Source organism: Rahnella sp. WP5 (genome assembly GCF_000745615.1).
In the GTDB taxonomy this organism is placed as follows: Bacteria; Pseudomonadota; Gammaproteobacteria; order Enterobacterales; family Enterobacteriaceae; genus Rahnella; species Rahnella aceris.
Genome location: NZ_JQJR01000022.1, coordinates 24,232 through 39,266 on the forward strand (window position 1 = coordinate 24,232; position 15,035 = coordinate 39,266).

11 protein-coding genes and 1 pseudogene are annotated in these 15,035 nt (G+C 42.7%); 4 read left to right on the forward strand and 8 right to left on the reverse strand.

What is annotated here, in order from left to right; all coding sequences use genetic code 11:
* Positions 1-102 precede the first annotated feature (102 nt).
* The 8 genes and pseudogenes from EX31_RS16375 to EX31_RS16410 form a co-directional block, all read right to left on the reverse strand.
* The gene (locus EX31_RS16375; RefSeq protein WP_037035634.1) at positions 103-1,317 is read right to left on the reverse strand and encodes an MFS transporter; all 1,215 of its coding nucleotides are present in this window, start codon (positions 1,315-1,317) and stop codon (positions 103-105) included.
* Between the two features lie 226 nt (positions 1,318-1,543).
* Complete coding sequence (locus EX31_RS16380; protein ID WP_197060738.1) at positions 1,544-2,743, reverse strand: coproporphyrinogen-III oxidase family protein; 1,200 nt, start codon at positions 2,741-2,743, stop codon at positions 1,544-1,546.
* Complete coding sequence (gene speD / locus EX31_RS16385; RefSeq protein WP_037035635.1) at positions 2,730-3,152, reverse strand: adenosylmethionine decarboxylase; 423 nt, start codon at positions 3,150-3,152, stop codon at positions 2,730-2,732. Before speD ends, EX31_RS16380 begins: the two co-directional genes overlap by 14 nt.
* A 1,325-nt stretch (positions 3,153-4,477) precedes the next feature.
* The gene (locus EX31_RS26195) at positions 4,478-5,035 is read right to left on the reverse strand and encodes a hypothetical protein (protein ID WP_037035636.1); all 558 of its coding nucleotides are present in this window, start codon (positions 5,033-5,035) and stop codon (positions 4,478-4,480) included.
* A pseudogene (locus EX31_RS25450) lies at positions 4,975-5,220 on the reverse strand (transposase); the annotation flags it as partial. The pseudogene EX31_RS25450 and the gene EX31_RS26195, both read right to left, overlap by 61 nt.
* Before the next feature lie 331 nt (positions 5,221-5,551).
* Positions 5,552-6,763, reverse strand: a complete 1,212-nt coding sequence (locus EX31_RS16395; protein ID WP_037035637.1) for an MFS transporter — start codon at positions 6,761-6,763, stop codon at positions 5,552-5,554.
* A 1-nt stretch (position 6,764) separates the two neighbouring features.
* A complete protein-coding gene (locus tag EX31_RS16400) occupies positions 6,765-8,513 on the reverse strand; it encodes an L-tyrosine/L-tryptophan isonitrile synthase family protein (protein WP_037035638.1) in 1,749 nt (582 codons plus the stop codon).
* Between the two features lie 545 nt (positions 8,514-9,058).
* A complete protein-coding gene (locus EX31_RS16410; protein ID WP_037035641.1) occupies positions 9,059-9,700 on the reverse strand; it encodes a recombinase family protein in 642 nt (213 codons plus the stop codon).
* A gap of 437 nt (positions 9,701-10,137) precedes the next feature.
* Here EX31_RS16410 and EX31_RS16415 point away from each other — a divergent pair, with 437 nt between their 5' ends.
* The 4 genes from EX31_RS16415 (at position 10,138) to EX31_RS16430 (ending at position 14,516) form a co-directional block, all read left to right on the forward strand.
* On the forward strand, positions 10,138-11,376 hold the full coding sequence (locus EX31_RS16415; RefSeq protein ID WP_037035642.1) for an IS110 family RNA-guided transposase: 1,239 nt from the start codon (positions 10,138-10,140) through the stop codon (positions 11,374-11,376).
* Positions 11,377-11,753: 377 nt separating this feature from the next.
* The gene (locus tag EX31_RS16420) at positions 11,754-12,200 is read left to right on the forward strand and encodes a DUF3290 domain-containing protein (protein WP_037035643.1); all 447 of its coding nucleotides are present in this window, start codon (positions 11,754-11,756) and stop codon (positions 12,198-12,200) included.
* A gap of 9 nt (positions 12,201-12,209) precedes the next feature.
* Positions 12,210-12,845 (forward strand): DUF421 domain-containing protein, encoded by a 636-nt coding sequence (locus EX31_RS16425; protein WP_037035644.1) that lies wholly within the window; start codon positions 12,210-12,212, stop codon positions 12,843-12,845.
* Positions 12,846-13,073: 228 nt separating this feature from the next.
* Positions 13,074-14,516 carry an IS1182 family transposase gene (locus tag EX31_RS16430; protein WP_037035645.1) on the forward strand — a complete coding sequence of 481 codons (1,443 nt, stop codon included), beginning with the start codon at positions 13,074-13,076 and terminating at the stop codon, positions 14,514-14,516.
* Positions 14,517-15,035 lie beyond the last annotated feature (519 nt).

Sequence of the window (15,035 nt, forward strand, 5' to 3'; positions counted from 1 at the left end):
CAAAAATCTGAACCACGGTCTGTGGTTCAGATTCCCGGTATCTGAGATTTATAAATATCAAACGGCGCGAGCGTCTGAAAGCTTCGCGCCGATGCAGCGGAGCTATTTCAGAGACTCTCCACGCCCCATGTTGCGCAACATCAGCATGGCGGAGATTGATATCAGCGAAGCCATCATGATAAATGACGCAAATATCCCGGCAAGCGCAAAAAAGCCATAAATCAGACCCGAAGCTGCCTCACCCGTGTTGGCCAGCGTGGAAAATAGGCCAAAATTCTTTCCGATATCCTGTTTTCCTGACAGCGCCTGGATCAGGCTGACAATGGAAATATCGACAAAGGCTCCGCAGCCGCCTAAGACGAAAGAAATACCATACGACAGAGTGATGGACAGGTTAATTGTGCAGGCCAAAAGAATAAATACCGCGCCATAGGCCATCCACCATTTCATCAGTGCGGATGGCGATCTGATCACCGAAAATTTGGCGTAGAGCAGACTTCCGACTACTGTACCGGACGCCAGTGCGGCAAATATATAACTGACCTCAACCTCGGTCCCTCCTTTGAAAATCACAAACGCTGGCAGCACGTACCTCAGCAGTGAGGCGGTAAAGAGAATGCACAGTGCTGAACCGATAATTGAAGCGAAAAGATCCCTCGAGTGCCAGCGTAAAAATTGGACGTTATCCCACGTATCTTTAAAAATAGATGCTACTGAAAAGGCAGGGCGAAGGCTCCCCTCCATCTTAGCCTGTGTGAGCATTAACAGTGCGACCATAGAGACCACGTAGGTCAGCGAGTCGAATATCAGGACCCCCTGCTTCCCCACTGAAAGGATCAGCATAGAACAGAGCAGCGGGCCCGCAATAGAGGCGACTTGATCGATCATCTGAAAGGAGCTGTTGATGCGGATTAGCGTATTTTCACGGAAAAGCTTGGGCACGCAGGACTGAAAGCTGGGTTGAAAGATGCTTCTGCCCACAGTGATAACCAACGTACAGGCGATCATCGAGACCAGGTTAAGCGCATCGTATTCATACAGCAACAGGAGTAACACTGAGGCAACAAGCCTTAGTAATTCACTGTAGATCATTGTATTTTTTAAGGGGTAGCGGTCGGCTAACCAACCGCCAATGGGGCCAAAAAAAATAAAGGGGACAAACCGAAAAAAGTACACGACGCCGATCAGGAGATAGTTCTCGCGAAGGAGCTCTATCACGATCAGGGCAAAAACCACCTCATGGGCATAGTCCCCCGTCTTGGAGATAGCCAGAGAAGAGGACAACGCCAGATAGTTTTTATTGATTTTCGCTTTCATTGAACCGTCGTTATCTAGTAGATAAAAAGTGTGTCACTTATTGCGCAGTGGTAAAAATTAACTCTTTTTTAGAAATAAATTTACCCGGCGTGCTGAGTTGTTTGTGGATATAACTTTTCATAATGTCCTTATCAACATCCGGCATCAGATAATACATAATGTTTGTGTACCAGTACCACCCCTTTTGGTTAAACGGAAATACTCCGTATCTTCGGTAATGAGACCTTCATTCGATCCTTTCAATCAAACTGCCAGGTATGGTTTCCATACGAACCTTTGATTTCTCTAAACTGGCGAAATACGCCAGATGTAGAATCAAAGGTTTCATTTCATCCATATAAGAAGGATGCTGGCTGATCGTGCAACTGACTTCACCATTTTCGATGGAGTTAATATACTTTTCCCGACCGGAGGTATTAGTAACAGCATGTTCGCGTAACGATGACGCCGCATTCACCCCGAAACCATGCAGGTCATGATCAGCATAACCGTATACGTGTTCATGATAAATAAACTTATAATCTGATGTCACCACGTCAGAGGTGATGTTATTACAACGAACATAACCGTGTCCATTATGTGGCATAAATCCTCGGCTGCGCATATAGGCGTCGATGAGAATATTCATGGTGAATTTTCGGGTCGCAGAAGTCACTCCTAAATTCGAGTCTTTTATATGCTTATGCAGCTTTGGCTGGGTGGAGACATTATTGATAGGATAAATATCTATGTTGGTAGTACCCAACGCTATCGCCTGTTCAAGATCGGAAATGATGTCCTCTTCATCCTGCCCGTTCATGCCATAGATGATGTCGAAGGAGACGTGCGGAAAAGCGGCATTCAATGCACGGGCGGCGTACTGTATCTGTTCCATCGTGGAGGTCAGGTTAAATAGCTTTCGCCATAAGGGGCTGAATGTCTGCAGGCCAAATCTGGGATGAGTCACGCCGATGTCTTGTAAGGCACTGATTTTATCGTCATTTAGGCTTTTCACTTCAATTTCAAAGGAAAACTCCACCAGCTTTGACAGATCAAAATGGCGGTGTATAGCAGCCCCAATGGCCCGGATGTTTTCTGCAGATAAAATCGAAGGCGTTCCGCCACCAAAAAAAATTGCGCGAACGGGAACGGCATGATAATCGACCATTTGCGCCTTTATTTCGATTTCCTTTATTAGGGCCTTGGTATAGCGGTCTACATCGTTGTGATCTTTATATCCCCCGCGGGTAAAATGACAAAAGCTACAAATAGTTTCACAAAATGGGATGTGAAAATACAGCGCGCGAGATCGAATATTTTCATTGGAAGCAGAGTATGTCTGCCGCAGTGTTTTTGTCGTGATGTTTTTATGCTGGTTAGGGAAAAAATAATTGTAAATCGGAAACTGATAGTCGAAGCACATAAGGCCATTTTTAGTGAGTTTCATTACGATTATCCTCAAGAACCACCGCTGGCGATGTAAAAAAAGGGTTGGCTTTTGCTAAAAATGTACTTCCCCGTTCAATGTAACGCGCTCTGAATTTTGTGGCGTTATTGAAAATGGCTTCAATATCCCGACTTAAATTTACAGCATCCTTCCCGCAGGTATATAAATCAATACTTATATAACCTGTTTCGGGGTAAGTGTGAAATGACAGATGAGATTCAGAGAGAAGAAATACCCCCGTCACACCTTCTCCGCCACTTTGGAATTTATATACTAGCCTGCCAATGATGTGAAAATTGGAAAGGTGCAGTATTTTCTCAAAGGAATGAGTTAATGATTTCTCATCTTTAAGGAATTCAACATCCTTAGATATGATATCTATCAAATAATGATGTCCGGTATCATCCATATTTACCTCCGCTGAAATAAAAAAATGAAAGGGCAAAATTGCCCTTTCATTCTATTTCTTACCCGTCAGAATCATTGAAGTCGTAGTTGTCTACGATATCCATTGATTTTTCTACGTAAAACAGATCGATAGCACTTTCCATATCAGTGTCCTCAATAAATTTTAACGGAGTGGGTCAGATGTCAGCTGAAAATTTAACTTATAAGTCAAAAAAAGGTTATGAATTTGTTTAATAGAAAATAATGTGATCTATATCACATATGTTTTACTTATCTTTAGTGTGGTTTTATCATAATATTATGAATTAATTGATAAATATAAAATTCATTAATTTTAGTTTTGACTCAGGCTTACAAGCAAAAAATACTCTAAGGTCATTGAAAAACTGTGATTGTTAAAATTTAATTATCATTGATATCGCCTTATTTACGCTACATAGCGCAGTAAAACAGCCTGTCTGCCTTTGCTCAGACCGGCATTACCCAATCTGAAAAGGTTAATGGATATCGTCATGGACGCACGTATTCTGTACAACATTGCGTTTTTCGCAGCTATCAGGGGTTCTACGCCGGAAACCTGGATTTTTCCGCGTTCAGTAGCGGCGGGGTTTGTCACACAAAGGCCGGTTAAATGACGACCAATACAGCAATCATTTTGATGCTAAATACAGTCACATAACTCGTAATTTATTCAACGTCATGCAAACTAGATGAACTTTAGCTTTGGTGACGGAATTTTCTGGGGTTCCGGCGTACCCCCCCAGTATTAATGATCCAGATTAAGCATGACCCCGTACAAATGGTTGGTAAAACGCTTGTCTACGGAGGCTGAAGCCCAACCGTACGAAACTGTACGCTAAGTGCATTTTTTGAGCAGATCAGGCGAGTAAAGAAAACGAAGGTTTTGTTTACTCTTTCCAATGATGCCACTAACCATGTGGCTTTCGGCATTTCCTGCATAAATAAATCCGGTAATTAAATCAACGTAAACCTGACCGTCAAAGCCACGACTTTATAGACTTAAAATCATAATGTTACGTTCTTAGCGTACGTTTCCGTTCCATTGGGCTTCAAACCCCACAGCGGTGGAAGCAGGACGGTTATTCTTCAAATCGTCGCGGGCCCGCAGGCCGCGATTGCTTACCACGGCCTTGCAGGAGACATCCCGCCTCAGGTGCTGGCTCTCTCCCTGTGTGCGGGAATGGTGCTACTCAAGGCTATACTCTTCTGGTTCAACCGGGGTGAACAGGTCAGTGCATAACTCCTAACAGAAAGTAATAAAACTGGCAGGAAAAGCGAGATGTTCGCTTCCTCCTGCTAGCTGAATTATTTTCCTGTCCAGGCTTTAACAACTTCTTCCGCACTTTTGATGTAACAGTCAAGCAGAAACTCGGCGGTGTTATTTTTCGAACAATCAATCAGATTGAGTTCTGTACGGTTCTGATCATTCAGTATGACATTCGCCTCGCCGGTCTGATATGCGCGTCTTGGGGATGCATTAGTCACTTTTATAAAATACAGAATCTGGTTGATCGGTATGCGGACCTTGTCCATCCCGTCTCTTGATGAATTATACATATATGCCGTAATAAACGGACTGCTGATGTCCTGTGCGTCATCTTTGTATTCGCACGCTTTTATTATTCTCCTGGTTAGTTCAATCAGAGGGGTAATATTGAATTGTTCTCCCTGACCGTAACTCTCTGCTTTCTTGGTAAGATGTTTAATGATATCAACAGGTCCTGAAAAGGACAGCGCAGATAAATCGCCGAGCACTTCTCTGATTGCATCACCCTGTGGAAGATTTGCGTGCGCAATAGCATCCGTCGCCCACGGCCTGAGGGTAATGATTTCAGGCCATCCAGCCCGTAAAGTGTGAACCAATTAATCCAGCGCCCCAGCGATGAACGTGCGCAGCAAAGCGTTTTGGCAACGTCACTTATCTCGTCCCCACGATGAAGCATCAACATCGCGGTGAGTCTGCGGGCATGGTTTTTATCACATGTTTTATGGATGGTTTTTTGCATCAGACACCTTTCGGCGTCGGGTATCGGTGCTATGATCGGCATGACTCAGTCCGGTTGGTGATTTGGGATATTCAGCGATTGATCAGATCGCTTAAATCGGACTGAGTTCCCTTCTGGTGATCTATTATTTGGAACAGCTATTTAGGACTGACAGACCGTATATTATGTGCCGTTCAGCTGCCACCCCAGTAGTTATGGAAAATCTGATAGATGACAAGCGATAAATAATGAAGAGATTATGCGGATGAAAATCACGAATATATTATTGCATATCCAATAACAAGTTAAAGGCTTATAATCATATTATCCCTAGCCCAAGGTGCCATCCCCTTACGTTTTAGGTAAGGGGGGATATCTTTCAGTATGAATATAATTAAATTTCAATAACTCTTTTCTTCATGCGTATTGTAATATAAATATTAAAAAACAATATAGGAACTGAAATTATTAAACAAACTATGTTCATTGACATCCAACCTGAAGTCTCAAAGACCCATCCGGCAGTTAAGGATGATATTGCAGAAAATATGATACGTAGAAATTCAGAGAGACTTTGCGAGCTCTCCCTGTTCGAATCATCATATGAATGTGTCAGTAATACGGTTCCGCTTACAAACATGAAGTTCCAGCCGATGCCGAGCAACAGCAGCGACACGTACAATGACATGATATCATTCATGAACAGATTACATAAAAAACTGATTATGGTCAGTGTGGTTCCCGTGAGCGCAAGATTTTGCGTTCCTATTTTTCTAATCAACAAGCCTGTGAAAAGGGAAGGCACATACATACCTAATAAATGTAGTTGAATCATAAAAGCATTGTGCGACATTCGATCTGATATTGTCATCATTGCCAGGGGCGCTGCGGTCATGATAAATAACATAAGAAATGAACCGACTGAGAGATTTAACGATGAATTTAAAAAGGGTCGCTTTGCCAGCAGCCGGACGTCAAGATGAAGTAATTTGAGCTTAGGTTCTAAATTTTTAGGGTATCGGTAATCGTCATAAAAAATGGCAAGGCTAATAAAAGAGATAACGCATAGGCAAGAAACAAAAATATAAGCCCCCGCAAAAGGCAGTGATGTGATTAGGTTTTCACCCTCACTCGCAAGAAGTGGACCTACGATCGCCGCCACGACTCCACCTGCCAACACCATCGAGGTCGCACTGCCTTTTTTCCCCTCCGGGTTAAAATCAGCAGCGCATAGTCGGTAGAACTGACAAACTGATTGATATACGCCAACTAGCGACGCACCGATGCATAATAAAATGAAAGAATGCTGATATATAGATAGAGCGGATACCAGTGACCCGACAATACCGATCAGGCATCCCGTCATAAATATATTTTTCGTACCAAAACGATTAATGAGAGGGGGTATCAGCAATGCTGATATAGCCCCTGAGGCTGTAATTAATGCAAAAGGCAGTGTTGATAATGCCTTATACTCTGACAAGTAAAAACCGGCCAACGCCGTGATCGTCAGGTCGACAGAAATCGCACATATAAAAAAACCGTATGTGAGAGAAAGAAGGCGGGTATTGGCGTTGTAGTTATAATTTTTAGGACTGATTTTCATATTAGCACTGCCCTTTATGAAGTAACGTATTGAGTTCCAGAAGTGAATCCTCATCGGTTAAGCCATTGAAATACTTTTGGAGACTGTGGTGGATGAACATCAGGGGTTGTTGATAGGTCGCTCCGTTCAATCGCCCATTTAGGAGCAGGGGAGAATACTCAAGACGTGAAATGCAAACAGCAAGCTCCGTATCAAAGCTTAGGTGATTTTCTTTCCTTCTTAAAACAGCTGTCCCATGCCAGGGGGTTCTCTCATGACTTGGTGAGACAAAAATAGAAAATTGTCCAAGACTTTCATCTTTCCGATGAATTGACATTCTTAATGCGTCTGGGAAGAGAGTTTTTACATCGTCAAAACCTTCTTGGTTTCTTGATCCTGTATTGGCCTCATATGCAGAACAATATTCAACCGCACCATGCAATGCGTTTGCTAAAACACTAACCCGTAACTTTTCACGAGATGCGTCTATAGTCTGCTGGTAAATCCCCCTCATGAAATCTATATAAAATGAGCCAAATTCTATTTCATTTTCTTCACAATAATATTTTACTGTATCATGTTGCATTGACAAGAGCAGAGGCTCGAACAGGGGGCTAATGTTTTTATCAGTATCATATACAGAGAGGGTGTTTAAAAAATGAATCCGTCCCGTCAATGAAGGGATTTTTTCTCTAAAATTTTTAAATTGTGCATTAAATTTATTAACTTTTGATTTATATATGCATTCCTTTAATTCGACCAGTTTTGGGTCGATTTTTTTTATGATTTGTCTGTAATCCACTATTTTAAAATAAGGTTCATTTTTATGGATGAGAGAGTAAAATTCATCAATAATGTGTCCGTAATCACTGAGCGTTTCCTCATTAATATTTCTAAAAGGCGGGTATCTTCCTACATCCCGTATAGCTGAGATCGTCACGGTAATTGTTGGTTGCTCTGAAAGACGCAAATAAGTCTGCGGATTTATATTCCTTTCAGCCAACAGATAGAAAAGAATCCCGGAATCAATACCTTTACTTATGAATTCCTTCTCGATGCCGATGCGAAAAAATGCACGGATATTTTTTATTATTACAATACTGCTATGATTTTCTTTTGCGAGTTCTAATGCCTTATGTAAACCTGTTTTTTTTGTTTGTTCGGTACCTTCACATTGAGAATTAACTGATTTTTGTTTCACTACATTTACATAGGATTCTGCTATATTGGATGCTATTTCTTTTATTGTTATCTGAACCTGTTTACAGGCAATTGCAAGAGCTGATAAAACCATTACCGTATACAATTCTCCAGCATCAGGCATCACGCCGTAATTTTTTATTGGTGAGTATGTTCTGAAGGGGAGCAGCAAAATACAAAAATCAACATGCCCTTGTTTTTTATTACATTCAAATATCATATCACGGCGGTTGAACATTCCTTGTTCGGTAATTTTACCTTTTCTAATTATCGGAGAGGTCACCGTATGACAGATTAAATCCTCATACCCCATCACATCTTTGCGACACCGCCCGGAAAATTCTTTTGTCGCCATTCTAATGAAGTCTTCCACGAGTTTGTTTCTATAGGGAACGAAGACATAATCTATAAGTTTATGGAATTCTTTTTCTGTTATGAAAACTTCTGATCTAACTGTGTTGCCCTGGGTGCCGTGAAATGTGCTTAAACCATTGGTGAGTTTTGTGAAAGTTGATGCTAAAGCATCAGTATTGTATTCAAGCGACAAAGATATGTTCTTTTCCGTGTGCATAGTCTCAACCTATTGTATATACATGTGCTTTCATGATGCAAAACTCGCGCCATTTAAGTCGATTTTTTATAGAGCTGACTTTTAAGAACATTTATTGGACCGTGTGTTCCTACAGGGGTGTAAGCACAAAAAACGTGCGGGTTAATTAAGGTTTGCAATGAATCAGTGCTGCCACCTCCAACCTGACACTATGCCCTTTTTTTAACGTTTGGGGTTTCCCCCCAGACTGCCCAACTTTCCCAGGCCACCCTCGGGTAATAAGGCCTTAACCACACTATCTGATTCTATTTTAACGTTTTGAACCCCATATCTTGTGGTTCTGGCGTTTTTTTGTGATTTTTTTTCACCCTGCCACCTGCAGATTACCTTTGCCTGTATGTAGGGTATAATTTCATGTATATCAGTGGCTTGCATACCGTCTGATGCGGTAAAGCGGCGGGAACGGGGGCGTTGCCGACCGCTTTCACCCTCCCCCGTGCGTTGGGCTTTTTCCGGTATAGAGGAAAACTCCCCAAAACGACCGATCACCATTTTGGTATTTATTTTTATCGGCTATCTCTACCATTCTCGGTGAGCCTATTCTTCACTATACGTATAACTGTTCTTTCTGAAACCCCGCATAGTCTGGCCGTATCTCGGATGCTTTGCTTATTTTTAACTCTGAGTTCAAGGATCTTATCGTGCAACTGAAGGTCAGCCTGGCGTCCGCGAAATTTTCCAGCCGCTTTCGCTTTAGTGATCCCCTCTTCCTGACGCCGGCGTCTGTCCTGATAGTCCTTTCTGGCAATAGCTGCCAACATATCAAGCATCATGCCGTTGATGGCTTTCAGCATCGCTCGGGTAAATTCATCCCCTGCTCCGGCGGCCAGAGCCATGTGGCTGGTTGGAAGATCCAGACTAGCGACGACCAGATTTTTATCCTGAATAAGTTGCTTCAGTTTTTGCCAACCTTCTTCATCCAATCTTGATAGTCGATCAACCTGTTCGATGAGAATAATGTCACCCGGAGCGGCATCATCGAGTAGGCGCAAAAGTTCGGGACGCTGAAGCGAAGCCCCTGAGACATTTTCGGTATACCAGCTGGCCAGCCGAAAACCTTTCTCCTCAACGAACGTCTTCATTCTTTTTTTTGCCCGAAGAGCATCCTGTTCTTTTGTTGATGCCCGGAGATATCCATGAATGTACATTTTTTAACCTTTAATGCCACTTAGGTGATGATCATAATGTACATGACAGATAAGTAATGATCCAAGGCAGAAATGAGTCATATTTTTGTGGTGACACTGGGGTATACCGAGCTGGTTTTTTACGCTCTATGGTTTCTCATGCCTGAGTGGCAGTAGAATTCACGTAGCGCGATCAAATGTAAAGAATGCCCTATGTCGGAGATGAGCGAAATATAGTCATCCGCACCCTGAGAATTACACTTTGAAGTGATTCAGGGTATGCGCTTACTGGTTACGAATATTGAGCGAGAATCATGCGATGATCGCCGCTTTTCTTTCGAGCCAGTAGGTGCTCCACGTTCGCTAACGAATACTCAGGGCATGCAGATAAACTGCTGGCTATATTTCTTTCGAAGAGCGTGGAATGCATACCAATCCCCGATAAAAAGGAGTTGGTGATGACTGTGACTAATCAGTTTGCTGCGCACGTTGGTCTGGACTGGGCAGATAAAAAACACGATGTCTGTGTTCAGTTTAAAAACGGCGAACGCGTATTCCATGTGATTGAACATACAGCAGAAGCGCTTGATGCCTGGCTCAACGCGTTGCACAAACAGGTGAAAGGCAAAATAGCTATCGCCCTTGAGCTGAAGAAGGGCCCCGTGGTGTATGCTCTTCAGAAATATCCGTTTATCACTGTTTTCCCTGTCCACGCTTTGTCCCTGGCTCGTTACCGGCAAGCCTTCTCGCCCAGCGGCGCTAAAGATGACCCGCAGGATGCCGAGCTGGCATTAGAGTTAATGCTGCGTTATCCCCAAAAGATAAAAGCCATTGAACCCGACAATGCGGATATCCGGTTACTCCAGCAACTGGTTGAGCAGCGTCGTCAACTGGTTGAAGATAAATGCCGTTTTGTGAACCGTATAATCAACACGCTTAAACAGTATTATCCTCAGCCCCTGGAGTGGTTCTCACATCGGGGTAGCTTACTGTTGTGTGAACTGATTATACGATGGCCCAGTCTGCAACAACTTAAACGAGCCAGGCGCGACACGATCCGCAACTTTCTGAATGCCAAAGGTGGCCGCGCAATAGCCCTTACCGAGCAACGTGTTGCGAGTATTGATAACGCGATCCCATTGACGACAGACCCGAGTGTTATAGAGGCTAATGCTTTGATGGCAACAGCACTGGCGACACAAATTAAAGTCGTGAGTGAAATCATCAAAACCTATGACGAACGAATCGAAACACTGTTTGACACATTGCCAGATGCGGGGCTGTTCAAATCACTTCCGGGCATGGGGCCGTGTATGGGCCCACGTATGCTTGCTGCACTTGGTGATAACCGAGACCGGTTTAACAGCGCTGAAGAAATTCAAAACTACGCAGGTATTGCACCGGTGACAGAACGAAGCGGCCAGAAATCCTGGGTTCACTGGCGATGGCAGTGTGCCAAGTTCGTCAGGCAGACCTTTGTTGAATGGGCTGCCAAGACGGTTCCCTCATCATACTGGGCCAGACTTTATTATCAGGGACTGCGAGAAAAAGGAAAATCTCACCAATCTGCAATCCGGGCTCTGGCATTCAAATGGATAAGGATCATTTACCGCTGCTGGAAGACCAGAACCCAGTACGATGAAGCAAAGTATTTGCTGGCTCTCGAAGCGCGACACTCGCCCTTACTGAAGCCATAAAAAGCTTGTCGAATGTCTCAGGGCGTGAAGCGGACAACAAATAGAGCGGAAAGAGGGTAGGAAATCTCGCTATTTTTTCAGGCCGCCACGTGGTTCAGCTGGCCTTCATTTGAAACGTTATTATATGGGAACTGGATAGTTAATACATCGATGCTCCATCCTGCATCCTGCATCCTGCATCCTGCATCCTGCATCCTGCATCCTGCATCCTGCATCCTGCATCCTGCATCCTGCATCCTGCATCCTGCATCCTAAAAGATAATGACAAACTTCAGCTGATAACTGATAATTATTAGTTGTTAAGTAACATCAGAGCGGAAAATGGCAATGTGTTACTATAAAAAATGGGGTCTTGAGAGTTTAGGGATTATACATATATGAGATTTTATAGCATCGATTATCTACAAGTGCAGTCTAACATCAATGATTATTTAAAATTCATTGTTATATTTAGTACTTTATTTATCCTGATCGTTGTTTTTAGTCTGTATATGCGCCATCGCTTGCAAACTAAATATCGTGACTTAACAATCATAGCCTTCTTATTTTTACTCTTCATTTCTGGTGTTCAGTATGCAGATTATACCGATAGTCAAAATATACACTCCCAATCATCACAAATGGTTAACTTTGTTAGGTTGTTATCACAAGAAAAAGAAGTGAATGTGAATTATATACTTTCCAGTTCAGCACAACTTTCTGATGGTATTATCCTTAAAATCAATGATCTTTATTACCGTGTCAACTTAAGTTTGGATCAAAAAACATACAATCTAGTAGAGGTTTCGTTAGTAAACCCAGAAATTGAAATCATGAAAAACTGAGGAATGGAAATGATAATTTATTTATCTATCATTATAAAATTAGGTCTGGGAATACTGTGTTTAATTGTTCAAATTAATCTCATGGGGAAAGGAAATTTGGCACCCTCATCCGCAATGGATCAGGTTCAAAACTATGTGCTGGGGGGGATTATAGGTGGCGTAATTTACAACGAATCGATAACAGTACTACAATTTCTCCTAGTGCTAATTATATGGACTTTTTTAGTCTTTGTTCTTAAGTTTTTGAAAGAAAATAGTCGGATCGTTAAAAGAATAATTGATGGAAAACCTATTACTTTAATACATAACGGCAGCGTTAATGTTAAGGAGTGTTTACGGAATGGCGTTTCCGCAAATGACTTGATGTTTAAATTAAGAGCAAGTGGCATTTATGAAATAGAAGAACTAAAACGCGTAGTTCTCGAACAAAATGGGCAGTTAACCATTATACAAAGTGGTGATGAAAATATACGCTATCCAATTATAGTGGATGGTTTATCCAACTATGATCTACTCGAAATCCTTAACAAGGACAGTGATTGGTTAGAAAATGAAGTTACAAAGCAAGGTTTCAATAAAATCAGTGAAGTATATTTAGGTGAGTATTTATCGGGTAGGATTAATTTATACGGATATGAAAAATAATATCCAAAATTAACGCCCTTATTATTAGTAGGCAGCTATTTCAGGTGCTTCTGCCTCAGAACACTAGCATCAACGTCCGCTGCTGGCACAGGCTATGTGAAAACTGCTGATCACTTTTTTGGTCTAAGCAGTGGCTTTATATGATCAACCATTCTTAATAAACCCGTGTTGCAACCTACTTTATTTAATAAAATTAGAACCATACGATTAAATATTGCGGGTGAAAATATGACTCACCACATTAAAGGTCAAGGCAGACATCAGGTGACGTTGCTCCCTGAAGTGCTGGATGATTTTGTCACAGAAGACAACTCTGTCAGAGTTATTGATGTCTTTGTTGATGAATTACAGCTTGATGCACTTGGATTCGAGCGCGTTAATGCAAAACAAACCGGGCGGCCTGGATATCACCCCGCAACCATGCTGAAGCTGTACATTTATGGATATCTGAACCGCATTCAGTCATCCCGCAGGTTAGAAAAAGAAGCCCATCGTAACGTTGAATTGATGTGGTTACTTGAGCGATTAACACCTGATTTTAAAACCATTGCAGACTTCAGAAAAAACAATGGTAAAGGTATCAAAAATGCTTGCCGGGCTTTCATTGATCTGTGTCGGCAGATGCAGATGTTCACCGATGTGGTGGTTGCCATTGACGGTAGTAAGTTCAAGGCGGTAAACAGCAAATCGAACAACTTCACGCCCCAGAAAACAAAAGGCCACATCGAAAGGGTTGAGCAAAGTATCGCTCTTTACCTGGATAAGCTCGATGAAGCTGACAAGGCTGCGGAGCCCGAAAAAAATGTAGATTTAACCGCTTCAAAACTGGCATGGCTGCAAAAATGTCTGAAAGAACTCAAGAAAATCCAACAGGCCGTCGTGCAGCACCCTGATAAGCAGCTGTCACTAACAGATCCTGATTCCCGGCTGATGAAGATAAACAATGTTAACCGCCAGGTTAGCTATAACGTTCAGACTGCCGTTGATGCTAAATATCACCTGATTGTTGCGCATGAAGTAACGAATACACCAGATCGTGGGCAGCTAACAGCGGTGACAAAATTAGCGCAGGACGCTGTTGGCAAAGCGGATATTACCGTACTGGCTGATAAAGGTTATTACAGCCGGGGTGATATTAAAGCAACGCAGGACTTAGGTGCCGCAGCCTTAGTACCAAAAGGCGATACCTCTGGCGCTGACCGCAAAGGTCTTTTCAATCGTTCATTGTTCAAATATGACCAGGAAAAAGATATTTATATTTGCCCGATGGGTAGCGAGCTTCAGAACCGATTTACGGTGGTTGAGGATGGTTTAGAACAGCAAATGTACTTTAACAATATGGCCTGTCGTGATTGTAGTCAGCGGTCAAGGTGCACCACATCAAAACGCGATCCGAGACGTATAAGGCGCTGGGTTCATGAAGTAGAAATGGAAGACATGCAAGCCAGGCTTAACGCATCGCCACAAACAGCTGTCGTGCGAAAGCAAACGGTAGAACATCCGTTCGGGACAATAAAAATGTGGATGGGAGCGACTCACTTCCTGACGAAACGGTTTAAAAACGTCAGCACAGAAATCAGTCTGCATGGGCTGGCTTATAACCTGAAAAGGATGATGTCGATCTTGGGTAATGAAGGATTGGCCATTAAGCTGCGAGAGCAATACAACTAGCGGGTAGAACCGCTTTAGCCCCTGATAACCACTCAATAGCCCTCGATACCAGGCTTCAAAAGCCTCGAACTGCCTCTATATCTAAATTACTCCGAATGCAGTCAATATCTGGAATATCTTGCGTTCCTGAACGGGGATAGTACTCAGATAATGCAAAAACCGAGTTTTCACACAACCTGTGCCAAGTATAGTCATTCGAACCCTGAGAGTTACACTTTTAAGTGATTCAGGGTATGCGCTTACTGGTTACGAATATTGTGCCAGAATCATGTGGTTTGATGATTGCCGCTTTGCTTTCGAGCCAGTAAGTGCTCCACGTTCGCTAACGAATACTCAGGGCATGCAGACAAACTGCTGACTATATTTCTTTCGAAGAGCGTGGAATGCATACCAATCCCCGGTGAAAAGGAGTTGGTTATGACTGCGATAGATCAGTTTGCTGCTCATGTTGGTCTGGACTGGGCGGATAAAAAGCATGATGTTTGCGTTCAGTTTAAAAACGGCGAACGCACATTCCAT

Excerpts from the sequence above, each read along its gene's own strand:
- EX31_RS16375 (WP_037035634.1), bottom strand. The coding sequence starts at position 1,317 with ATGAAAGCGAAAATCAATAAAAACTATCTGGCGTTGTCCTCTTCTCTG.
- EX31_RS16380 (WP_197060738.1), bottom strand. The coding sequence starts at position 2,743 with ATGAAACTCACTAAAAATGGCCTTATGTGCTTCGACTATCAGTTTCCG.
- speD (WP_037035635.1), bottom strand. The coding sequence starts at position 3,152 with ATGGATGATACCGGACATCATTATTTGATAGATATCATATCTAAGGAT.
- EX31_RS16395 (WP_037035637.1), bottom strand. The coding sequence starts at position 6,763 with ATGAAAATCAGTCCTAAAAATTATAACTACAACGCCAATACCCGCCTT.
- EX31_RS16400 (WP_037035638.1), bottom strand. The coding sequence starts at position 8,513 with ATGCACACGGAAAAGAACATATCTTTGTCGCTTGAATACAATACTGAT.
- EX31_RS16410 (WP_037035641.1), bottom strand. The coding sequence starts at position 9,700 with ATGTACATTCATGGATATCTCCGGGCATCAACAAAAGAACAGGATGCT.
- EX31_RS16415 (WP_037035642.1), top strand. The coding sequence starts at position 10,138 with ATGACTGTGACTAATCAGTTTGCTGCGCACGTTGGTCTGGACTGGGCA.
- EX31_RS16420 (WP_037035643.1), top strand. The coding sequence starts at position 11,754 with ATGAGATTTTATAGCATCGATTATCTACAAGTGCAGTCTAACATCAAT.
- EX31_RS16425 (WP_037035644.1), top strand. The coding sequence starts at position 12,210 with ATGATAATTTATTTATCTATCATTATAAAATTAGGTCTGGGAATACTG.
- EX31_RS16430 (WP_037035645.1), top strand. The coding sequence starts at position 13,074 with ATGACTCACCACATTAAAGGTCAAGGCAGACATCAGGTGACGTTGCTC.